The 22,672-nt window shown below is 57.2% G+C and carries 20 protein-coding genes; 9 read left to right on the top strand and 11 right to left on the bottom strand.

The features are described 5' to 3' along the window. Positions 1 to 27: 27 nt before the first annotated feature. The 9 genes from SIB64_RS15115 to grrP (SIB64_RS15075) form a co-directional block, all read right to left on the bottom strand. Entirely contained in the window at positions 28 to 306 is a 279-nt protein-coding gene (locus tag SIB64_RS15115; RefSeq protein WP_413441010.1) for a YlxR family protein, read from the bottom strand. Continuing rightward, positions 303 to 1,784 carry a transcription termination factor NusA gene (nusA, locus tag SIB64_RS15110; RefSeq protein WP_413441009.1) on the bottom strand — a complete coding sequence of 494 codons (1,482 nt, stop codon included), beginning with the start codon at positions 1,782 to 1,784 and terminating at the stop codon, positions 303 to 305. The genes SIB64_RS15115 and nusA overlap by 4 nt, the downstream gene beginning before the upstream one ends. A gap of 28 nt (positions 1,785 to 1,812) precedes the next feature. After that, the gene (gene rimP, locus SIB64_RS15105; protein WP_413441008.1) at positions 1,813 to 2,280 is read right to left on the bottom strand and encodes a ribosome maturation factor RimP; all 468 of its coding nucleotides are present in this window, start codon (positions 2,278 to 2,280) and stop codon (positions 1,813 to 1,815) included. Between the two features lie 344 nt (positions 2,281 to 2,624). After that, complete coding sequence (grrA, locus tag SIB64_RS15100) at positions 2,625 to 3,005, bottom strand: GrrA/OscA1 family cyclophane-containing rSAM-modified RiPP (protein WP_413441005.1); 381 nt, start codon at positions 3,003 to 3,005, stop codon at positions 2,625 to 2,627. Between the two features lie 66 nt (positions 3,006 to 3,071). Next, a complete protein-coding gene (gene grrP, locus SIB64_RS15095; RefSeq protein ID WP_413441007.1) occupies positions 3,072 to 3,929 on the bottom strand; it encodes an extracellular substrate binding-like orphan protein GrrP in 858 nt (285 codons plus the stop codon). Positions 3,930 to 4,066: 137 nt separating this feature from the next. Continuing rightward, complete coding sequence (locus SIB64_RS15090) at positions 4,067 to 4,471, bottom strand: hypothetical protein (protein ID WP_413443056.1); 405 nt, start codon at positions 4,469 to 4,471, stop codon at positions 4,067 to 4,069. Between the two features lie 119 nt (positions 4,472 to 4,590). Beyond that, positions 4,591 to 5,835, bottom strand: coding sequence for a cyclophane-forming radical SAM/SPASM peptide maturase GrrM/OscB (gene grrM, locus SIB64_RS15085; protein ID WP_413441006.1), 1,245 nt, complete (start codon positions 5,833 to 5,835; stop codon positions 4,591 to 4,593). Further along, positions 5,781 to 6,161, bottom strand: coding sequence for a GrrA/OscA1 family cyclophane-containing rSAM-modified RiPP (gene grrA, locus SIB64_RS15080; protein ID WP_413441005.1), 381 nt, complete (start codon positions 6,159 to 6,161; stop codon positions 5,781 to 5,783). Before grrA (SIB64_RS15080) ends, grrM begins: the two co-directional genes overlap by 55 nt. A gap of 37 nt (positions 6,162 to 6,198) precedes the next feature. Continuing rightward, positions 6,199 to 7,194: an extracellular substrate binding-like orphan protein GrrP gene (grrP, locus tag SIB64_RS15075; protein ID WP_413441004.1), complete on the bottom strand. Its 996-nt coding sequence runs from the start codon at positions 7,192 to 7,194 to the stop codon at positions 6,199 to 6,201. A gap of 149 nt (positions 7,195 to 7,343) precedes the next feature. On the opposite strand from grrP (SIB64_RS15075), the gene SIB64_RS15070 reads away from it, so the two are divergent. Together SIB64_RS15070 and rpiA are read left to right on the top strand one after the other, a co-directional pair. Continuing rightward, positions 7,344 to 8,399 (top strand): trypsin-like peptidase domain-containing protein, encoded by a 1,056-nt coding sequence (locus SIB64_RS15070; RefSeq protein ID WP_413443055.1) that lies wholly within the window; start codon positions 7,344 to 7,346, stop codon positions 8,397 to 8,399. 36 nt (positions 8,400 to 8,435) lie between these two features. Further along, positions 8,436 to 9,155 (top strand): ribose-5-phosphate isomerase RpiA, encoded by a 720-nt coding sequence (gene rpiA, locus SIB64_RS15065; protein ID WP_413441003.1) that lies wholly within the window; start codon positions 8,436 to 8,438, stop codon positions 9,153 to 9,155. Here rpiA and hisD read toward each other — a convergent pair. After that, entirely contained in the window at positions 9,148 to 10,455 is a 1,308-nt protein-coding gene (hisD, locus tag SIB64_RS15060; protein WP_413443054.1) for a histidinol dehydrogenase, read from the bottom strand. The two genes, rpiA and hisD, sit on opposite strands and share 8 nt — an antisense overlap. Before the next feature lie 137 nt (positions 10,456 to 10,592). Between hisD and rpsT the strand changes: the two genes are divergently transcribed. Beyond that, a complete protein-coding gene (gene rpsT / locus SIB64_RS15055; RefSeq protein ID WP_413441002.1) occupies positions 10,593 to 10,889 on the top strand; it encodes a 30S ribosomal protein S20 in 297 nt (98 codons plus the stop codon). Between the two features lie 48 nt (positions 10,890 to 10,937). Continuing rightward, positions 10,938 to 11,726 carry a TatD family hydrolase gene (locus tag SIB64_RS15050; protein WP_413441001.1) on the top strand — a complete coding sequence of 263 codons (789 nt, stop codon included), beginning with the start codon at positions 10,938 to 10,940 and terminating at the stop codon, positions 11,724 to 11,726. A gap of 31 nt (positions 11,727 to 11,757) precedes the next feature. On the opposite strand, the gene SIB64_RS15045 is transcribed toward SIB64_RS15050, so the two are convergent. Further along, positions 11,758 to 11,973, bottom strand: a complete 216-nt coding sequence (locus tag SIB64_RS15045) for a hypothetical protein (protein WP_413441000.1) — start codon at positions 11,971 to 11,973, stop codon at positions 11,758 to 11,760. Positions 11,974 to 12,015: 42 nt separating this feature from the next. Here SIB64_RS15045 and rpoB point away from each other — a divergent pair, with 42 nt between their 5' ends. The 5 genes from rpoB to rlmN all read left to right on the top strand — a co-directional run bounded on the left by rpoB (position 12,016) and on the right by rlmN (position 22,665). After that, a complete protein-coding gene (gene rpoB / locus SIB64_RS15040; protein WP_413440999.1) occupies positions 12,016 to 15,309 on the top strand; it encodes a DNA-directed RNA polymerase subunit beta in 3,294 nt (1,097 codons plus the stop codon). A gap of 64 nt (positions 15,310 to 15,373) precedes the next feature. Beyond that, positions 15,374 to 17,278, top strand: coding sequence for a DNA-directed RNA polymerase subunit gamma (locus tag SIB64_RS15035; RefSeq protein ID WP_413440998.1), 1,905 nt, complete (start codon positions 15,374 to 15,376; stop codon positions 17,276 to 17,278). Positions 17,279 to 17,322: 44 nt separating this feature from the next. Beyond that, positions 17,323 to 21,423 carry a DNA-directed RNA polymerase subunit beta' gene (locus tag SIB64_RS15030; RefSeq protein WP_413440997.1) on the top strand — a complete coding sequence of 1,367 codons (4,101 nt, stop codon included), beginning with the start codon at positions 17,323 to 17,325 and terminating at the stop codon, positions 21,421 to 21,423. Between the two features lie 49 nt (positions 21,424 to 21,472). Further along, positions 21,473 to 21,625: a high light inducible protein gene (locus tag SIB64_RS15025; protein WP_413440996.1), complete on the top strand. Its 153-nt coding sequence runs from the start codon at positions 21,473 to 21,475 to the stop codon at positions 21,623 to 21,625. Beyond that, positions 21,622 to 22,665: a 23S rRNA (adenine(2503)-C(2))-methyltransferase RlmN gene (gene rlmN, locus SIB64_RS15020; protein ID WP_413440995.1), complete on the top strand. Its 1,044-nt coding sequence runs from the start codon at positions 21,622 to 21,624 to the stop codon at positions 22,663 to 22,665. The genes SIB64_RS15025 and rlmN overlap by 4 nt, the downstream gene beginning before the upstream one ends. Positions 22,666 to 22,672 lie beyond the last annotated feature (7 nt).

Below are 22,672 nucleotides of genomic sequence, written 5' to 3'. Positions count from 1 at the left end.
TGGCCTCACGCAGGGTGTGGCCAATGTTCAGTTTGCCTCAGCGGATCCTTGGTTCCCTGGAGTGAGGCGCTCCAGCAGCGTCGCGAGAACCGCATCAGGCACCTGGCAACGCAGGGATTTCTGAAGACGTTTCCGGCGTCGTGCTTCCTCGAGACAGTCCTCATTGGTGCAGAGATAGGCCGATCGACCCATTCCTTCGTCCAGGAGGACCCCATCCTTGTGGTCGCGAATCACCCGCCAGAGCTGGCGACGATCCAGGAGCTGGCGACAGGCCACGCAGCGACGAAGAATGGGTCTTGAACTCACCGGGCTACCTCGCTGTCAGTACCCGCTTCGGTGCTGACCGCTTTCGTGTCTTCTGAGTTGTCGTCACTCACGGTTTGAACCTCCTCATCTGAGGGTGCATTGTCCAGGGATTGCTCCTCAGCCAGCTGATCCTGGCTTCCTAGATCATCGCCAGGTAAACCCTCTTCCTGCGGATAATCCTCTTCATCTTCGGGCAAGGGATAAAGCTCACGCAGACGTGCATCCTCCTCTGCACGTGCAGCCTGCTCAGCCGCAAGGCGTTCTTCAGCTTCCTGTTGAAGCGCTTCTTCCTGTTCCCGCTGGGAAATCAGTTCAGCAACCACTGCATCTTCTGAGGCTTGGTCGTATTCGGTCGAATTTTTGATGTCAATCTTCCAACCGGTCAATCGGGCTGCAAGACGAACATTTTGCCCTTCCCGACCAATAGCCAGACTGAGCTGATCGGGAGGCACGAGCACATGGGCGTGTTGTCCGACGGGGTCAACAAGACGCACCATTTCGACACGCGCAGGGCTTAGTGAATTGGCGATGTATTGACTGGGATCGTGAGACCAACGGATCACATCAATCTTTTCACCACGAAGCTCGTTGACCACCTGTTGAATCCTGGATCCTCTGGCTCCGATGCAGGCTCCAACAGGATCAACCTCTCGCTCAATGCTGTCGACAGCAACCTTGGTGCGAGGTCCGACCGAGCGTGAGGGGGGATTCGCCTCTCTCGCTACAGCAACGATGCGAACGGATCCTTCCTGAATCTCAGGAACTTCGTTCTCGAAGAGATAAACAACCAGGCCTGCATTGGAACGGCTGACAAACAATTGTGGCCCACGGCGAGGCACCTCGGAAACCTCCTTGAGAAATACTTTGAAGGTGGCGTTTGCTCGGTAATTGTCGTTTGGAAGCTGGTCCCGTCGAGGCAGCTCTGCCTCGACTTCGGGGCGACCGAGTCCTGAGCTGACGGCCATGATCACGGATTGGCGCTCGAAGCGGATCACACGAGCGGTGAGGACAGGATCCTCAAGATCAGCGAATTCCTCCTGAATCATCCGCCGCTGTTGATCACGCAGTTTCTGGGCGAGAACTTGTTTTGTTGTGGCAGCAGCCATCCGGCCGAAATCTTCTTTCTCCGGCGTGACGTCAAGAACCACGGTGTCGCCAGCCTGTGCATCCTCAGCGACTTGCATCACCTCGGCGAGGGCAATCTGATGGTCTTCGCTTTCGACTTCTTCAACGATGATCTTGCTGGCCAAGACCCGATACCCCTCTTCATCGAGATCGAGGCCGACATCGAAGTTGCTGAAGTAGTCCTCGTCGAAGGGATCTTCACTGATTCCGAGATAAAGGGTCCTTCGGTAACGTTCATACCCCTTCAGAAGAGCTTCCCTCAATGCCGCTTCAACAACTTGTGGGGGCAGCTTCTTTTCTTCACTGATGTCATCAATCAGTGTGGTAAGTCCAGGAAGCAGTACGAGAGCCATCGAATCAGTAAAAAGGGATGTGGTGCTGTTAGTTACCGGGGGTGGTCAGACGAACGTTGATCACCTGCTCGCGGGGAATGGTTTTGATTCGCCCGCGGATGTTGATCTGCAATGTCTCGTCATTGCGCTCCAATAACAGACCTTCGAGGCATCTCTCGGCATTGTCTTTGTCCTGGTGGACAACTTCAACGGGGAAGCCTCGAAAGGTATGGAAGTCGCGGTCGCTGGAGAGCTGCTCGCCGATGCCTGGACTGCTGATTTCCAGAACGTATGCCTCCGTCAGCAGCTGGGTGGTTTCAAGAGCTTCCCCAAGGATGCCACTGAAGCGCGCGCAATCATCAAGGTTGACATCGGCGCCACTGCGATGCCTGATCTGAACCTCCAGGGTCATTGGACGGGTATGGGTGAGCAAAGAAATGCCACATAAATCAAATTCCTGATCTGAGGCAACATTGCCTGTCAGAGATTCGAGTTCTGGAAGGAGAGGGTGCGGCAAAAGTGAAGTGGTGTCGGACGCTGTCCGACGGGCAATTCAGTTGTGACCTGTCTTCCGAAGAAGAGGCCTGCCGGACACATTCCAATACTAGAAGACCGTCAGTACCCAGTATGCGGGCGTGCTGATCTATGGCAGTTGGGTACTGACGACACAGCGGTGTTTGTTGGCCTCATTCGGTGTGGAGTTGGTTTCGCAGACAACATTGATTTAGGCCGGAGGTTGCATCGCAGCGATGGTCGATATCCGGCCTGAAACCTGCAATCAGTTGGTCTTGGAACGATCGACGACAAGGCCGATGGGCCCGAAGGCGCTGAGATCGGTTGCAGATGCTGTTGTTGAGGAGATCACCAGTTCACAAATCCTCCGCTGCCGTTTCTCCAGCCACCACCATTGGCCCATCCGCCGCGGTAGGAACCATTCCCCCAGGAGGGGCGGCTGTTGCTCCATTTATTGCCGCTTTTGCCGTTTTTCCACTTGCCGGAGCCCCGGCTGTTTTTGAATTTATGGCCGCCGCCGTTGCCCCATTTGCTCTTGGCCATGAGCTCACCATCGAGTTCGGGGGTCTTGAGCAGAGTGCTCCAGCTGCCATTACGAACGTTTTCGATGCGTGCATCGATGCTGTTGCGCTGGTCTGGGGTGCTGAAGGAGGAGGAGGCTTCTGCGCTCTGGCAGAGAACAGCACTGGAGGCGATCAGAGCCTGGAAGGCGATCAGGGAACGTTTCATCTGTTTGCAGGAATTTGGGCTTTAGTCGCTAGGAACAGAACAGTTGCTTGTTGCCTAGGCCTTTCTTCAGTTGGCTGCTTTGACGCTTGTCGACATTTCTGCAGTGGTACTGAGAATCAGTGCATAGAGACCGCTGATCGCGGGCTCACTAAGCTTCACACTGCTGTCTGGGCCAATCCAACGGTTCACCATTTCGCGAGTGCCAGCATCTCCATCGACGTAGGCCTGCATGATCTGGCCTAGCGCGACGTTGGTTTGGGACAGCAGCTTGCCGTTGTTCTGGTTCACGATGCAGCTGATGCCGGATCGGCCATAGGGGCGAAGTGGTACCAGGTCAGTGCTGCTGGCATTGCTGTTGGCCGCTAGCCACAATGTTCCGCCTCCAATGGTGTTCAAAGCCCCGCTGTCGAAGGCTGCAAGCGCCTCTGCGGGGGTATTGAATCTCTGGAGGCTCACATTAGGAATCACACTTTTGAGGACCTTCGCGGAAGCGGACCCTTTCACGACACCGATCGTTTGACCGGTAAGTGAATCGGGTGTTCCATCCAGCTTCACTTTGGTCAGCAGCCGGGTGCCGCCGATTGCAAACGGCAAGCTATAGCTCACTTTTTGGGCGCGAGTCCAGGTGAAAGCAACCCCGCAGGCAATGTCCGATTGACCTGATGCGATGGCGTTCAATCCATCCCTCACGTTTCCGACGGTGCTGAAGCTCACCGCTGCATATCCAGCCTGATTTTTGATCTGCTCCAATACGTCGACACCAAGTCCCTCGTAGCTGCCACCGCTGCGTTGGTAAAGAGGCTTCACGTCTTCAAAGATCACAGCTTTGAGCGTTTTGCCTGGAGCGGCTAGAGCGCTGCCCGGGGCAAGGGCCGTGGAGAGGAGAGCGAGCGCGCCGGCCGTCTGGATAAAGCGAACAGGCATACCTTGAGAGGATTTCCCAATGATTAGCTGCACATGCCATCGCTGGCAGCTGGTCGTCTCAAATTGGACCAAAAAGGCGGTTGATTCGGGCCGTCTGCCCCACGTCCTGCCTCTCCCCTCACCCAGCTACAGCCTCCCTAGTTGCATCCCTGCACGGAAATTCGGTAGCTGAATCCAGTGCCTCCGGGACCCTTGTTGGCGCCAATTTTGAAGTTCACCTGGCTAATCCCCTTCGCTGGTGGTGGAGAGAAGGGGCCGAACTGTGTGCCAGTATCGGTTGGTGGTTTCATTCGCTGGTCCACAACCTTCATTGAGCCTCCACCGGCAAACTTCAGAAAAGCCTCAATCGGATAGTCGCCGGGTTGTTCATCAGTTGAATCCGCTGTGAAAAACAGCTTGAAGCTTTGGTAGAGCTGATCCACCACAAAATCGGTGTTCCAGTTGGTGCGACCAACCGCATTGCCGATGAGGCCCTTTGGACGCTCAACGCGTTTCTTCACGATGTACGGCTCGGGCCCATTTCCATTACCTCCGAGAGGCATCAGAAACTCGCAGGCAGCAAGCAAGGCTCTCAACGGGCGTTAGGAGACCGACGCCAAATGCGGTGCCAAGCAGGAGGAGGTTGTTGCGTTTCGTCGAGACATCTAAGTTGAAAAATAGATCAAATAGCTTGGTTGGCTGCTTGTTGAAGTGGTGGTCCTTCCTCAAAGCGTTCGAGGAGGACCTGAACGGGGATTTGGGTACCGAAGCGGCAGGCATGGGTTTCGCTTGAGGCCAGGGTGCCGTGTTCCCAGAATTTGTTGCTGCCGTTGCCTCCACCGCAAAGGCCGAAGTACTCGCAGCTCTTCTGGCAACTGTCGACACCGCGACTCATGTCATTCAGTAGCCGTTTGAATTGATCGGTCTGTGTGGACTCCACAAGGGAAAGATCCCGCAGATTTCCGAGATTGAACGTGCCGTAACGGTCGCTGGCGACGGAGAGTAATTCCGGATCGAATGTTGAGAAATTGCCCTGGGAGTCGACGCTGAGGATGGAAAAAGGTCGATTGAGCTCGTTTTGCTTCATGCGCTGTTCGCCCTGGATCAAGCCGATCACCTGATCGAATTCCCGAAGAATCACCGGATAGCCATCCTGTTCGCTCAGACGCCAGAAAGCACGGAGGAAATTGGTGTACTTCTCCTCCATTTCGGAACCCTGCATCGAAGAGGTGGTGTTGATCCCTTCCTGTTCCTCCACGTTGAATCCAACGTCATGAATGCCGTGGTCGCGGAAGAATCGGTACATTCGTTCAGGCTGTTCCATCGCTTCTGAGGTCAGCACCGAGATGCAGTGGAAGGGCACGTCATTGCGATGCAGCGCCTCGATCCCGTTCATGGCCAAGGCATGGGAACCACGTCCGTTGCGGAAGCATCGGTGGGCGTCGTGAATCTCAATGGGGCCATCAACACTGATTCCGACAACGATCCGATTCCGGTGAAAGCAGTCACACCAGTCGTCATTGATCAGAGTCGCGTTGGTCTGAACGTGCTGATCAAACTGCAATCCCTTGGCGCCGAAGGTGTCAAGAGAACAGTGCAGGATGGCTGTTGCTTCGTCGTACCAGCTGGTTGGAAGGGTGAGCGGTTCTCCTGCATGCCATACCAGTGAGAATTCAGGCCCTGCATAAGGACTTTCCAGGATCCGTTGAATCAGCAGCGGCAACATCTTCAAGTCAAAGACGCGCTTTTTCTGGCGATCAGGCAAGTAGCAATACGAGCAATCGAGATTGCATAGGGATGTGGATTGAACGACGACAAGGCCGATGGGCCCGAAGGCGCTGAGATCGGTTGCAGATGCTGTTGTTGAGGAGATCACCAGTTCACAAATCCTCCGCTGCCGTTTCTCCAGCCACCACCATTGGCCCATCCGCCGCGGTAGGAACCATTCCCCCAGGAGGGGCGGCTGTTGCTCCATTTATTGCCGCTTTTGCCGTTTTTCCACTTGCCGGAGCCCCGGCTGTTTTTGAATTTATGGCCGCCGCCGTTGCCCCATTTGCTCTTGGCCATGAGCTCACCATCGAGTTCGGGGGTCTTGAGCAGAGTGCTCCAGCTGCCATTACGAACGTTTTCGATGCGTGCATCGATGCTGTTGCGCTGGTCTGGGGTGCTGAAGGAGGAGGAGGCTTCTGCGCTCTGGCAGAGAACAGCACTGGAGGCGATCAGAGCCTGGAAGGCGATCAGGGAACGTTTCATCTGTTTGTTCGTAAGGGGGCGTGCTGGACGTGGGGATTTAGTCAGTGGTTTGCTGTTCAGTGACCTCATCAGGGGTCACGGCGTCCGGCGTGGCTGCAGCCGCTTCCGGTGATTCCGTTGTCTCTGCTTGCTTCGTTACAACTGGATCCTTCACATTCGTGGAAATCTCAGCCGTCGTTCTAAGCATGATCCGGTACAGCGCACTGATGGTTGATTCCGATAGATCAATGGCGCTATCCGGGCCAACCCAACGGTTGATCATTTCCCGGGATCCGGCATCTCCATCCACATAGGCCTGCATCATCTGCCCGATGGCAAGGTTGGCGGCGGACAGCAGCTTGCCGTTGTCTTGCTTGACGACACAACCGATGCCGGAACGACCGTAGGGACCGTCCGGGACGAGGGATGTCGACGTTTCGCCTTTGTTGGAGGCCAGCCAGAGCGTAGGTCCGCCCAGGATTTCGACGTCCCCCTTCTCAAGGGCATCAATCGCTTCGGCGGAGGTAGCGAAGCCTGTGAATTCAGCCCTGGGAACCACATCCCCGAGAACTTTGGCTGAAGCTGAGTCAGCAATCACGCCAATCGTTTTTCCGTTGAGAGATTCCGGGGTCCCATCCACGCCGGCTCCTGCCAGAAGACGCGTGCCGCCGATCGCAAAAGGCAGGCTGAAGTTAACGGTCTTGGCTCGATCCCATGTGAAGGAAACACCGCAGCTGATGTCGGCTTCGCCGGACGTGATCGCCTTGAATCCATTGGTGATCGAGCTGGCTGGCACAAATTCAACGGAGGAGAGCCCTGCTTCATCTTTGACATGGTTGATGACATCCACCGCAAAGCCTTCGTAGGTATCGCCTTCTTTTGCGGCAAACGGCTTTCCTTCGAGCACAACGGCCTTAAGAACTCCGCTCTCTGGCTCGGCAGTTGCTGTTCTGTTATTCCTCCCGGAGTCTGCTGACGTTCCGCTGTCAGGCGTGGTGGCACAGGAGGTAAGCAGGGCGATGGCTCCGATCACTCCAAGAATCCGGAAGCGCATAAAAGTGCTTATTACATCCTCGTTTTCTAGACACCAAAGGAGTTTGTGGCTTTCGACTGCAGCAGATTGACGCGATCGGCGTTTAATCGGGACCAAGATGGAGCGCTAATGCATAGACGCCGATGGTGCGGTTCCTGCTGTCGCTGGTGATGACAATGGTTGTTGTCGCACAACCTGCTGCTGCTCTGGAGCACAGCTTCGTGGCGGATGTGGTGCGCCGTGTTGCTCCCTCGGTTGTCCGGATCGACACAGAAAGGCCGGTGGAACGCCAGCCTTTTGATCCCACTCTGATCGACCCGCTTCTTCGCGATTTGCTAGGGGATCCGCCTTTCGGGCCTGAGCGGGAGCGCGGACAGGGTTCAGGGGTCCTGATCGACGAAAAGGGTCTTGTGCTCACCAATGCGCATGTAGTTGAGCGGGTTGAGTCCGTCAGTCTCACCCTGGCCGATGGTGAGCAACGGGATGGGCAGGTCATCGGAACAGACCCAGTCACGGATCTCGCCCTCGTCCGTCTGGATGGCAGGAACCCTCCCCCGTCCGCTCCTCTTGGTGACTCCGAAGCGCTGGAGGTCGGTGACTGGGCGATTGCACTTGGAACGCCCTATGGACTGGAGAAAACAGTCACACTTGGCATTGTTAGCAGTCTGCATCGCAACATCAACAGCCTCGGTTTTTCAGACAAACGACTGGACCTGATTCAGACCGATGCAGCGATCAATCCAGGTAACTCCGGTGGGCCGCTGGTCAATGCCGTCGGAGATGTGATCGGGATTAACACGCTTGTGCGTTCTGGTCCTGGGGCAGGGCTGGGGTTTGCGATTCCGATCAATCTCGCCAGGGGGGTGGTTGATCAGCTGCTCGACAAGGGACAGGTTGTTCACCCCTACATCGGCTTGCAGTTGATCCCCCTCACGGCGCGCATCGCGCGGGAGCACAACCGCGATCCGAATGCGCTGGTGCAGCTGCCCCAACGGAACGGCGCCCTGGTCCAGTCCGTTCTTCCCGACAGCCCTGCTGAACGCGGTGGTTTGCACCGCGGTGATCTGGTGGTGGCCGTTGGCGATACGGCGATTTCTGATCCTCAGGGTCTGCTTGCGGTGGTGGATCGTTCAGAGCTCGGAGAACCCCTTCCACTGAAGGTGATACGCAATGACCGTGAGCTCACCCTCGCCGTGAAACCACAGGCTTTGCCGGGTATGGGCTGACACCCTTGCTACGTTCCCGCGAAATCACTTGATTCCATGGCGGATCTACAGACGCAGATGAAACAAGCGGTGGCTGATGCTGCCGTTGATCAGATCAAGGACGGCATGGTGCTTGGCCTTGGATCCGGTTCAACTGCCGCTTTGATGATCAAAGGGTTGGGTTCCAGGCTTGCAAGTGGAGACCTCAAGGACATCGTCGGTGTCACCACATCCTTCCAGGGTGAGGTGCTGGCTGCTGAGCTCGAGATCCCTTTGCTCAGTCTGAATGCCGTCAGCAAGATTGATCTGGCGATCGATGGGGCCGATGAAGTGGACCCCGCGTTTCAGTTGATCAAGGGAGGAGGGGCATGTCACGTCCAGGAAAAGCTTGTGGCTGCTAGGGCTGAACGGTTTGTGGTGGTGGTCGATTCCACCAAGCTCGTGGATCGCCTTAATCTTGGTTTTCTTCTTCCTGTGGAAGTGCTGCCTGGAGCCTGGCGTCAGGTGCAACAAGAGCTGTCATCCATGGGTGGAACCGCTGAACTGCGGATGGCTCAACGCAAGGCTGGGCCCGTTGTCACCGATCAGGGCAATCTCGTTCTTGACGTGAAGATGACTGGGGGAATTGAAGATCCCGCTGCCTTGGAGCTCGCCGTCAACAACATTCCAGGGGTGCTTGAAAACGGACTGTTCGTGAACCTCACCGATGAAGTTCTCGTTGGTGAGATTGTCGAAGGCGTTGCCGGTGTGCGCAGTCTCGAAAAGCGTTTCAGCTGAGGCGCAACCGAACCGACTCTGCATGGCTGTGGAGTCCCTCGCTGCCAGCCAGCTGACGCACCGCTGAACCAGTGGCTTCAAGTGCTGTTCGGTTGAAACCGATCATTGAGGTGTGGCGCATGAACGTTTCGACGCTCAGAGCGCCGCTGAATCGGGCTGCTCCACAGGTGGGCAGGGTGTGATTCGGTCCGGCGAGATAGTCACCGACTGCTTCAGGTGACCAAGGGCCGAGAAAAATGGCGCCGGCGTTTTGTATCCGTTCAGCGAGGGGTTCTGGACGCTCAACGAGCAGTTCCAAGTGTTCCGGAGAAAACTTGTCGCTCAGATTGGCGCAGGTTTCGAGGTCTTCGCAGATCACGATTAGTCCCCAATCTTTTAAGGACGCTTCACAGATCTCACGTCGTGGGTGGTTTTGAAGTTGTTGAGCGATCTCCGCTCCAATAGTGTCAGCCAAGCGCGGATCGGTTGTGATCAGAACGGCAGCTGCGAGTGGATCATGCTCCGCCTGGGCCAGGAGATCGGCTGCAACATGGCGGGGATTCGCGCTGTGATCTGCGATCACCAGCACTTCACTCGGTCCGGCCATCGAATCAATGCCCACCAAGCCGTAAACCGCCTGCTTGGCGAGGGTGACGTAGATGTTGCCAGGCCCGCTGATCACATCCACCTTCGGCACACTTTCCGTGCCGAAGGCCATTGCAGCAATGGCTTGAGCCCCTCCGACGCGCAACACCGTGCGTATCCCGGCAAGGTGCGCTGCCCCGAGCACCACAGGATTGACCTGTCCGTCTGCGGCGGCCGGTGAACAGATCACAATCTCCTGGACTCCGGCAACGCGTGCCGGGACGGCATTCATCAGCACCGTGCTGGGGTAAGCCGCTCTGCCGCCTGGGACGTACAGCCCTGCCCGTTTGACCGGGCGCCAACGCCGACCCAGTTGTTCGCCATGGGGGCCTTCCATGGCGATATCAACAGGGCGTTGACGTTGGTGGAATTCCTTGATGCGGCGATGGGCGAGCTCGAGGGCATCCCGCAGGTCCATCGGCATCTGAGTCCAGGCTTCCTCCAGGGCTGCTTCAGGGATTGCAACCGGGTCGGGTCTGAATCGGTCGAAACGCTCCGTGTAGTCCATCAGGGCTGTATCGCCGTGCTGGCGAACAGCCGCAAGGATCGAATCCACCTTCGACCTCGCCTCAAGCTGCCTGTCGTCCACGGTTCTGGAGGCCAGTCCCTTCAGCGCACGCTCCGCCTGCTGAACATCTCTCACCACCCGCATCGGGAATGGCGCCGGATCTGGCATCACGTCGGAAGGACTGCTCAGGGGCAAAAGGTGGATCGCTGAACCAGGCTCATCAAGTTAGGCCCCTGATTGGGGATCAGAGAGATGACGACGGTAGTTGAGTAAGGTGATGGATTGTTCGCCCCGATTCCGCCTCAGTGGCCAATAACAAAGCAGCGAAAAAGCGTATTGAGATCGCTGAGCGCAATCGCCTGCGCAACCGCACCTATAAGTCCTCACTGCGGACCCTGATGAAGCGGTGTTTCAGTGCCTGTGACGCCTACAGCCAGGAACCAGGGGATGATGCCAAGGCTTCCGTTCAGGCATCAATGAACGCGGCATTCAGCAAGATTGATAAGGCAGTCAAGGTCGGCGTGCTGCATCGCAACAATGGTGCCAACCAGAAGTCTCGGATCTCAGCCGCAGTACGCCGGGTTCTCGAGCCTGCCAGCTGAGTTGGGGATCGAGCCGGCAGAATGAGCTGAAGGCGCGTTTTGGCTCTCTTGTCGTCCATTCCGACCCTCATTGACAGTCATTGCCACATCGTTTTCCGGAACTTCGAAGAAGATCTGGATGATGTGGCTTCTCGATGGCGGGATGCTGGAGTCTCCGCACTGCTTCATGCCTGTGTGGAACCTTCGGAGATTCCGGCGATTCGCGCGTTGGCAGATCGCTTCCCGGAGATGCGTTACTCCGTGGGAGTCCACCCCCTTGATACGGAACACTGGCGAGATGACACCGTTTCAGTGCTGAAACGGGCTGCTCTGGACGATTCCCGGGTCGTGGCCATCGGTGAACTTGGCCTCGATCTGTTCCGTGAGAAAAATCTTGATGAGCAGCTGCAAGTGCTTCAACCCCAGCTGGATCTGGCGGTTGAACTTGATCTCCCTGTGATCGTTCATTGTAGGGATGCTGCAGAGCCAATGCTTCAAGAGCTGCGGTCTCGCAAGCTGGATGGACGATGTCCCCGTGGGGTGATGCATTGCTGGGGAGGCACCCCTGAGGAAATGGTGGGATTCCTTGATTTGGGCTTCTACATCAGTTTCAGCGGTACGGTCACTTTCCCCAAGGCCGTTTCTACCCACGATTGTGCACGGCAGGTGCCGGAGGATCGCTTCCTCGTTGAAACCGATTGTCCATTTCTTGCTCCTGTTCCACGCCGAGGCAAACGAAACGAGCCGGCATTTGTGGCTTCTGTCGCGTCGCGAGTTGCTGAGCTCCGCGGAGTGGATCTTGAAACCGTTGCTGCCAGCAGTACCCACAACGCCCGCAGCTTGTTTGCATTGCCATGACATAGGTCGCCGGTGTGTGGCGCCCTTACCTTTAGGATGTAAGATGTTGTATTGGCCTGGCCATGGGTGGGTTCGTCCTGATCCGTGGAGCCCGAAGCGTCCATTCCCTTCCGGTGCACTTGTCGTCGTCAGCTGATCTGGCCCGCAATTTCTGAACCCCACCAGTGGTGCTGTCGTTCCTCCATGGAGGAACGACAGCCGCCGCTTTTTTGGGTCCAGAAACTGTCCGGTTGCTGGCGACGGCCATTCAGGTCTCTTGTCCCATTCGTCCTCTCAGTCGGGTTCCCGCATGAGCAGCAGTGCGATTCAGGTCGCCAAGACCGCCACCTATCTTCCTGATTTGGTGGAGGTTCAGCGGGCCAGTTTCAAGTGGTTTCTGGATAAAGGTCTGATCGAGGAGCTTGAAAGCTTCTCACCCATCACCGATTACACAGGCAAACTCGAACTTCATTTCATCGGTAGTGAGTACCGGCTCAAGCGACCGCGTCACGACGTTGAAGAGGCGAAGCGACGGGACGCAACCTTTGCGTCTCAGATGTACGTCACTTGCAGGCTGGTAAACAAAGAGACGGGTGAAATCAAGGAGCAGGAGGTTTTCATCGGGGAACTTCCATTGATGACTGAACGCGGAACGTTCATCATCAACGGCGCCGAGCGCGTGATTGTGAATCAGATCGTGCGTAGCCCGGGCGTCTATTTCAAAGATGAGCAGGATAAAAACGGTCGCCGTACCTACAACGCCAGCGTGATTCCGAATCGGGGTGCCTGGCTGAAATTTGAGACGGATAAGAATTCCTTACTTCACGTGCGTGTAGATAAAACACGCAAGATCAATGCCCACGTGCTCATGCGTGCGATGGGCTTGTCCGACAACGACGTTGTCGACAAGCTGCGCCACCCTGAGTTCTATAAGAAGTCAATTGATGCGGCGAACGATGAGGGCATCAGTTCGGAAGATCAGGCCCTGCTCGAGCTCTACAAAAAGCTTCGGCCCGGTGAGCCTCCATCGGTGAGTGGTGGACAGCAACTCCTTCAGACACGATTCTTCGATCCCAAGCGTTACGACCTCGGTCGGGTCGGCCGTTACAAGATCAATAAAAAACTGCGCCTCACGATTCCAGACACAGTTCGCACCCTCACCCATGAGGACGTGCTCTCAACCCTGGACTATCTGATCAATCTGGAACTTGATGTTGGCGGAGCAAGCCTCGATGACATTGATCATCTCGGCAACCGCCGGGTTCGATCCGTTGGCGAATTGCTGCAAAACCAGGTCCGCGTCGGTCTGAACAGGCTCGAGCGGATCATCAAGGAGCGCATGACCGTTGGCGAAACGGATTCGCTGACCCCAGCACAGCTTGTGAATCCAAAGCCCTTGGTCGCAGCGATCAAGGAATTTTTCGGTTCCAGCCAGCTGAGCCAGTTCATGGATCAGACCAATCCTCTGGCGGAGCTCACCCACAAACGCCGTATTTCTGCCCTCGGACCTGGGGGATTGACCAGGGAGCGTGCCGGTTTTGCAGTTCGCGATATCCATCCCTCGCACTACGGCCGTCTCTGTCCGATCGAGACCCCCGAGGGCCCGAACGCCGGTCTGATCAACTCACTGGCGACCCACGCCAGGGTCAATGAGTACGGCTTCATTGAAACCCCCTTCTGGAAGGTTGAAAATGGTGTAGTGCAGAAAACGGGAGATCCGATCTATCTCTCTGCTGATCGTGAAGATGAGGTTCGCGTTGCACCAGGTGATGTCGCCACCGAGGACGACGGACGGATCAAAGCCGATCTGATTCCCGTCCGTTACCGCCAGGATTTTGAGAAAGTTCCCCCGGAACAGGTTGATTACGTAGCGCTTTCACCGGTTCAGGTGATCTCCGTTGCGGCATCACTGATTCCATTCCTGGAACACGATGATGCCAACCGTGCGCTCATGGGTTCAAACATGCAGCGTCAGGCCGTCCCCCTGTTGCGTCCTGAGCGAGCGCTGGTGGGAACCGGTCTAGAAACCCAGGTGGCTCGCGACTCCGGGATGGTGCCGATCTCCAGGGTTAACGGCACGGTGATCTTTGTTGATGCGACAGCGATCCTCGTTCAGGACGAGGATGGGAACGAACACACCCACTTCCTGCAGAAATATCAGCGCTCCAACCAGGACACCTGCTTAAATCACCGTCCGATCGTCCGTTGCGGTGATCAGGTGATTATCGGCCAGGTTCTGGCCGATGGTTCGGCCTGTGAAGGCGGTGAGATCGCTCTTGGTCAGAACGTTCTTATCGCCTATATGCCCTGGGAGGGCTACAACTTCGAGGATGCTCTGCTGGTGAGCGAGCGGTTGGTCACCGACGACCTCTACACCTCGGTTCACATCGAGAAGTACGAGATCGAGGCGAGACAGACGAAGCTCGGTCCCGAAGAGATCACGAGGGAAATCCCCAATGTTGCTGAGGAGAGTCTCGGCAACCTGGATGAGATGGGCATCATCCGAGTGGGTGCTTTCGTCGAGAGCGGAGACATCCTCGTGGGCAAGGTGACCCCCAAGGGGGAATCCGATCAGCCCCCGGAAGAGAAGCTGCTCCGTGCGATCTTCGGCGAGAAGGCTCGCGATGTTCGCGACAACTCCTTGCGGGTTCCAGGTACGGAACGAGGCCGGGTTGTCGACGTGAGGATTTACACCCGTGAACAGGGTGATGAGCTTCCCCCCGGCGCCAACATGGTGGTGCGGGTCTACGTGGCGCAGCGTCGCAAGATTCAGGTCGGCGACAAAATGGCTGGACGTCATGGCAACAAGGGCATCATCAGCCGCATCCTTCCTCGTGAGGACATGCCCTACCTGCCCGATGGGACGCCGGTGGATATCTGCCTCAATCCCTTGGGTGTGCCAAGCCGCATGAATGTCGGCCAGGTCTTCGAACTGCTGATGGGCTGGGCTGCGTCCAACCTCGACAGCCGCGTCCGAATCGTTCCATTCGATGAGATGCATGGCCCAGAAATGTCCCAGAAGACCTGTGAAACGTTCCTGAAGGAAGCTGCCAAGCAACCAGGTAAAGACTGGGTTTATGACCCCAACGATCCAGGGAAACTGGTGCTTCGCGATGGTCGAACCGGTTTGCCGTTCGACCAGCCTGTTGCCGTCGGTTACGCCCACTTCCTCAAGCTCGTTCACCTGGTGGATGACAAAATCCACGCCCGTTCCACCGGCCCCTACTCCCTGGTGACACAACAGCCTCTGGGTGGTAAGGCCCAGCAGGGTGGTCAGCGTTTAGGAGAAATGGAAGTCTGGGCACTGGAGGCGTATGGAGCTGCTTACACGCTTCAGGAGCTGCTCACGGTCAAATCAGACGACATGCAGGGCCGTAACGAAGCGTTGAACGCCATCGTTAAAGGGAAACCGATCCCGCGTCCCGGCACACCGGAGTCGTTCAAGGTGCTGATGCGCGAGCTCCAGTCGCTGGGTCTCGACATTGCCGTTTACACCGATGAAGGCAAGGAAGTGGATCTGATGCAGGACGTGAATCCCCGTCGCAGCACTCCCAGTCGTCCCACCTACGAATCCCTCGGCGTCGCGGATTACGACGAAGACTGACGGACCGCCTGATCAGGCCCACCTGATCAACAGCAACTGACAGCCCCTCCTCTCTGAATCGTCCATGACCAATAGCAACCTCCGCACCGAGAACCACTTCGATTACGTCAAGATCACCCTCGCTTCACCCGAACGGGTGATGGAGTGGGGGCAGCGCACCCTGCCTAACGGCCAGGTGGTGGGCGAGGTCACCAAACCGGAGACCATCAACTACCGCACCCTCAAGCCCGAGATGGACGGGCTGTTCTGCGAGAAGATCTTTGGCCCTTCCAAAGACTGGGAGTGCCACTGCGGGAAATACAAGAGGGTGCGGCATCGCGGCATCGTTTGTGAACGCTGCGGTGTGGAGGTGACGGAAAGTCGGGTGCGACGCCACAGGATGGGTTTCATCAAACTGGCGGCTCCTGTTTCCCACGTCTGGTACCTGAAGGGGATCCCCAGCTATGTCGCAATTCTGCTCGACATGCCCCTGAGGGATGTCGAGCAGATTGTCTATTTCAACTGCTATGTGGTTTTAGATCCCGGCGATCACAAAGACCTCAAATACAAGCAGCTTCTTACGGAAGACGAATGGCTGGAGATCGAAGACGAGATCTATGCCGAGGATTCCGAAATTGAAAATGAGCCCGTGGTGGGCATCGGTGCTGAAGCTCTGAAACAGCTGCTGGAGGATCTGAACCTTGAGGAGGTGGCTGAACAGCTGCGTGAGGAGATCAACGGCAGCAAGGGGCAGAAGCGGGCCAAGTTGATCAAGCGTCTTCGCGTGATCGATAACTTCATCGCCACCAATGCACGTCCTGAGTGGATGGTGCTCGATGTGATTCCGGTGATTCCTCCGGATCTGCGTCCAATGGTGCAGCTGGATGGCGGACGTTTCGCCACGAGTGACCTGAACGATCTCTACCGCCGGGTGATCAACCGGAACAATCGTTTGGCGCGCCTCCAGGAAATCCTGGCCCCTGAGATCATCGTTCGCAACGAGAAGCGAATGCTTCAGGAGGCCGTTGATGCCCTGATTGACAATGGCCGCCGTGGTCGCACGGTGGTGGGGGCCAACAACCGGCCACTCAAGTCACTGAGCGACATCATCGAAGGAAAGCAGGGTCGCTTCCGCCAGAACCTCCTCGGAAAACGGGTCGACTACTCAGGCCGTTCCGTGATTGTTGTCGGACCGAAGCTGAAAATGCATCAGTGCGGTCTGCCCAAGGAGATGGCGATCGAGCTGTTCCAGCCCTTCGTCATCCACCGTCTGATCCGTCAAAACATCGTCAATAACATCAAGGCGGCCAAGAAGCTGATTCAGCGTGCTGATGATGAAGTGATGCAGGTGCTTCAGGAGGTCATCGACGGCCACCCGATCATGCTGAACCGTGCTCCGACGCTGCACCGTCTGGGTATTCAGGCGTTTGAGCCGAAGTTGGTCGACGGTCGTGCCATTCAGCTCCACCCGCTGGTCTGTCCCGCCTTCAACGCCGACTTTGACGGTGACCAGATGGCCGTGCACGTCCCACTGGCGATCGAGGCTCAGACCGAAGCCCGCATGCTGATGCTGGCCAGCAACAACATTCTTTCTCCAGCCACGGGGCAACCCATCGTCACGCCCTCCCAGGACATGGTGCTCGGTTCCTACTACCTCACGGCTCTTAAGCCTGAGTCCCCCAAACCTGACTTCGGTGACCGCGGCAGCACCTTCGCCGACCTTGAAGATGTGCTTCACGCTTTTGAAGACAAGCGCATCGGCTTGCACGACTGGGTCTGGGTGCGTTTCAACGGTGAGGTTGAAGATGACGACGATCTCGAGCAGCCACTCAAGACTGAGGACCTCGGCGATGGCACCCGCATCGAGCAATGGACCTTCCGACGGGATCGTTTTGATGAAGATGGCGCCCTGCTCAGCCGCTACCTGCTCACCACCGTTGGCCGCGTGGTGATGAATCACACCATCATCGACGCGGTGGCCGTCGCCTGATACCGACTGAACCTCCATCTCTGTCCTTCGATCTGCGCGCAGCCATGACCTCCTCCAAATCCCGCAAGTCTTCTAAATCCTCTAAAGCCGCCAAGGCCGCCAAGGCGGCCCAGGCGGCCGCTCCCAAGAGCGCGTCACGCCCGCTTGCAAAGACACCACCACCATTCAGAAATCACGTTGTCGACAAACGTGCTCTGAAACAGCTGGTCGCCTGGGCTTACAAGACCCATGGAACCGCCGTGACGTCTTCCATGGCCGACAACCTCAAGGATCTTGGTTTTCGATACGCCACGCAGGCCGCTGTTTCCATCTCCGTGGATGATCTGCGGGTCCCCGAAGCAAAGAAGGCTCTGCTGGGAGAGGCTGAGGAACAGATCACAGCGACCGAGGAGCGGTATCGCCTTGGCGAGATCACGGAGGTGGAGCGTCACACCAAGGTGATTGATACCTGGACAGAGACCAATGAGCGTCTCGTCGATGCGGTGAAGAAGAACTTCGACGAGAACGCACCATTGAACTCGGTGTGGATGATGGCCAACTCGGGTGCCCGAGGAAACATGTCTCAGGTGCGCCAGCTGGTCGGCATGCGCGGTTTGATGGCGAATCCACAGGGGGAGATCATTGACCTTCCGATTCGGACGAACTTTCGCGAGGGGTTGACGGTCACCGAATACGTCATCTCTTCCTACGGAGCTCGTAAGGGCCTGGTGGATACGGCTCTTCGCACGGCCGATTCGGGGTATCTCACCCGTCGTCTCGTTGACGTCGCCCAGGATGTGATTGTTCGGGAAGACGACTGTGGCACCCTCCGTCACATCGTTGTTGAGGCGGAAGATGGCAAGTTTGCGAGCCGTCTTGTCGGACGTCTCACGGCTGCGCAGGTTCTCAGTTCGGATGGCGAAGTCCTTGCTGAGCGTGATACGGAAATCGATCCTCCCCTTTCCAAGGCGTTCGAAAAAGCGGGAGTCAAAGCGGTCAGCGTCCGCTCACCCCTTACCTGCGAAGCCAACCGTTCCGTTTGCAGAAAATGTTACGGCTGGGCTCTGGCTCACAACGAACTCGTCGACCTCGGAGAAGCCGTCGGCATCATCGCGGCTCAGTCGATTGGCGAACCCGGAACCCAGCTCACCATGCGGACGTTCCACACCGGTGGCGTGTCCACCGCGGAAACAGGTGTGGTTCGTTCCAAGTTGGCTGGCGACATTGAGTTCGGCAGCAAGGCCCGCGTGCGCCCCTATCGCACCCCCCACGGTGTGGAGGCCCAGCAGGCAGAGGTGGACTTCATCCTCACGATCAAACCAAGCGGCAAGGGCAAGGCTCAGAAGATCGAAGTGACCAACGGCTCTTTGCTGTTTGTCAACGACGGCCAACCCATTGATGCGGATGTCACCGTGGCGCAGATCGCTGCCGGTGCGGTCAAGAAGAGCGTTGAGAAAGCCACGAAGGATGTGATCTGTGATCTGGCAGGTCAGGTGCGTTATGAGGACAAGATCCAGCCAAGGGAGGTCACTGACCGCCAGGGCAACATCACGATGAAGGCCCAACGCTTGGGCCGCCTCTGGGTGCTCGCTGGAGACGTCTACAACCTTCCGCCGAACGCCCAGCCAGTGGTGACTGGAGAAACGAACGTCACCGAGGGGCAGGTGCTGGCCGAGGCGAGTCAGCGCAGCGAGTTTGGCGGTGAAGTTCGCCTGCGTGACTCCATCGGTGACTCGAGGGAAGTGCAGATCGTCACCACTGCGATGACCCTCAAGGATTTCAAACTCCTTGAGGAATCAACCCATTCCGGTGAGATCTGGAATCTGGAAGCGAAGGACGGCACCCGATATCGCTTGAACACCATCCCTGGTAGCAAGATCGGATCCGGCGAGGTGATTGCTGAACTCGCAGACGACCGGTTCCGTACCAACACCGGTGGTCTTGTGCGGTTCGCTCCGGGCTTGGCAATCAAGAAGGCGCGTTCAGCCAAGAACGGCTACGAGGTCAGCAAGGGGGGAACCCTGCTGTGGATTCCCCAGGAAACCCATGAAATCAACAAGGACATTTCCTTGCTGATGATCAAAGACGGCCAATGGATCGAAGCGGGCACGGAAGTGGTCAAGGACATCTTCAGCCAGACGGCCGGCATCGTCACTGTGACCCAGAAGAACGACATCCTCCGGGAGATCATTGTTCGCAGCGGAGACTTCCATCTGTGCAGTGACAGCAAGGCGCTGGAGAGATTCCAGGGTGATGGTCAGATGGTCAACCCCGGTGAGGAGATCTCCAAGGATCTCAGCTCCGAGGAGATGAAGTTCGTGCAGACCGTGGAAACCCCCGATGGCATGGGTCTGCTGCTTCGACCGGTTGAGGAGTACACCATTCCCAACGAAGCGCAGCTCCCCGAGTTGTCCCATGTCAAACAGGCCAATGGTCCGCACCTCGGGATCAAAGCGACCCAGCGTTTGGCCTTCAAAGACAATGAGCTGATCAAGTCCGTTGAGGGAGTGGAGCTGTTGAAGACGCAGCTTCTCCTGGAGACCTTCGACACCACACCTCAGATGACAGTGGATGTCGAAAAGGCACCAGACCGGCGTGCCAAGACGATCTCCCGGTTGCGACTGGTGATTTTGGAATCAATTTTAGTGCGTCGCGACACGATGTCCGACTCGAGCCACGGTTCGACTCACACCGAACTCAAGGTGGAAGACGGGATTTCCGTCAAGGCGGGAGACGTGGTGGCGACGACCCAGATCCTTTGCAAACAGGAAGGCTTGGCTCAGCTTCCTGAAGCCGCCGACGATGAGCCGGTGCGTCGCCTAATTGTTGAACGTGCGGAAGACACGGCCAACCTCACAACTGGTGGCACTCCTCTGGTGACTGTTGGACAACGCATTGTCGACGGTGAGTTGCTGGCCGAGGGGGAACCCTCCAGTTGCTGTGGAGAGGTGGAGAAAGTCGAGGGCAAAAAGATCACGCTCCGCATCGGGCGCCCGTACATGGTGTCCCCCGATTCCGTTTTGCACGTTCGAGACGGTGATCTGGTGCAGCGGGGTGATGGCTTGGCCTTGCTTGTGTTCGAACGCCAGAAGACCGGCGACATCGTTCAGGGTCTTCCCCGAATCGAGGAACTTCTGGAGGCACGGCGTCCACGCGAGTCGGCGATCCTCTGCAAGAGACCAGGAACCGTTGAGATCAAGCAGGACGATGAGAATGAATCACTTGTCGTCAACGTGATCGAGGCTGATGATGCCATTGGTGAATACCCGATTCTTCTTGGACGGAATGTCATGGTCAGCGACGCCCAGCAGGTCACTGCTGGAGAGCTGCTGACCGACGGTCCGATTAACCCCCACGAATTGTTGGAGTGTTTCTTCGAGGATCTGAGGAGTCGGAAACCCTTGATGGACGCTGCTCAGGAGGCGATTGCCAACCTTCAGCACCGTTTGGTAACTGAGGTGCAGAACGTCTACAAATCTCAGGGCGTTTCCATTGACGACAAACACATCGAAGTGATTGTTCGTCAGATGACCAGCAAAGTTCGTGTTGAGGATGCCGGTGACACCACCCTGTTGCCTGGAGAGTTGATCGAACTGCGCCAGGTGGAAGACACCAATCAGGCCATGTCCATCACAGGCGGGGCGCCGGCGGAGTTCACGCCTGTGCTTCTTGGGATCACCAAGGCGTCCTTGAACACGGACAGCTTCATTTCAGCGGCTTCGTTCCAGGAGACCACCCGTGTTCTCACCGAGGCGGCGATTGAAGGCAAGAGTGACTGGCTGCGGGGTCTGAAGGAGAACGTGATCATCGGTCGCCTGATTCCCGCTGGCACTGGCTTCAGCGGTTTCGAGGAGGAGCTTCAGAAAGAAGCTGGCCCCCATCCCGACATTCTTGCTGAGGATCCCGCCGGCTACCGCCGCATGCAGAATCTCCGCCCGGATTACACCGTGGAGATGCCTCCAGCCGCCAGTGCGAGTTCCGTGCTGGATGATCCGAGTGATGCAGATCTCGAAGCCACCCGTACGCGACATAACATCGAGGCCTCATCCAGCAACTTCGCAGCCTTCGCCCGTCCGGATGGCGAGAACGAAATGGCCGAGGAGCAGGTGGTGGATGCCGAAGCCGTTGAAGGTCTTCAAGAGGAGGGTCTGCTCTCCGATGAGTGATTAGTGATTAGTGATTGTCCCGTCATGATTCACCTCTCCCATCTCTTCCATGCTTGAACCCAAGGACATTCCCCAGCGTCGTCTGCCTCGCTACGGCTTTCACGGTCATACCGAAAAGCTCAACGGTCGAGCCGCCATGCTGGGTTTCATCGCTCTGCTTGTGGTGGAGTTCAAGTTGGGTCATGGACTGCTGATCTGGTGACACATGCGTTGCTCGGCCGCAGCGCGGCCGAGCTCCAGGACTGGGCCGTCGCTCAGGGTGAAAAGTCCTTCCGGGGGCGCCAACTCCATGACTGGCTTTACACCAAGGGTGCCCACTCCCTAGATGAGATCACGGTGCTTCCCAAGGCCTGGCGGCGGACCTTGCAGGATCAGGGCATTCAGGTCGGTCGTTTAACCGAAGTTCATCGATCCGTGGCCGCTGATGCGACCACCAAGCTTTTGCTGTCCACGGATGATTCGGAAACGATCGAAACCGTCGGTATACCCACCGACCAGCGGCTCACGGTCTGTGTGTCCAGCCAGGTGGGTTGTCCTATGGCCTGCCGCTTCTGTGCCACCGGCAAAGGGGGCCTACAGCGTTCGCTTCGGACCCACGAGATCGTTGATCAGGTGCTGAGTGTGCGTGAGGCGATGGAGCGACGTCCCTCCCACATTGTGTTCATGGGCATGGGAGAGCCTCTGTTGAACAGTGACGCTGTTCTAGAGGCGATCCGCTGTCTTAATGATGATCTCGGCATCGGCCAACGGCGCATCACCGTCAGCACGGTGGGTGTTCCGAAGACCTTGTCGCAACTGGCTGAACTGGCCATGCAGCGCCTCGGCCGGGCCCAGTTCACCCTTGCCGTGAGTCTCCATGCGCCCAACCAGCGGCTGCGAGAGGAACTCATCCCCACGGCCCATGCCTATCCCTATGACGCTCTGCTGGAGGACTGCCGCCATTACCTCAACGTTACGGGACGTCGGGTGAGTTTTGAGTACATCCTGCTCGGTGAGCTCAACGATCTCCCGGAGCATGCCGCGGAGCTGGCGGACAGGGTTGGAGGCTTCCAGAGCCACGTCAACCTGATCGCTTACAACCCGATCGAAGAGGAGGAGTTCAAACGCCCGACACCGCAAAGGATCGAGGCCTTCCGTCGCGTGTTGGAACAGCGTGGTGTCGCCGTCAGTCTCCGCGCCAGCCGTGGTTTGGACCAGAACGCGGCCTGCGGTCAGTTACGACGCCAGCGCCAGACCGTCTGAATCCATT

The organism is Synechococcus sp. MIT S1220, from assembly GCF_047303025.1.
In the GTDB taxonomy this organism is placed as follows: Bacteria; Cyanobacteriota; Cyanobacteriia; order PCC-6307; family Cyanobiaceae; genus Parasynechococcus.
Note: the sequence above shows the minus strand (reverse complement) of the source record. Positions and strands in the feature narration are given on the sequence as shown.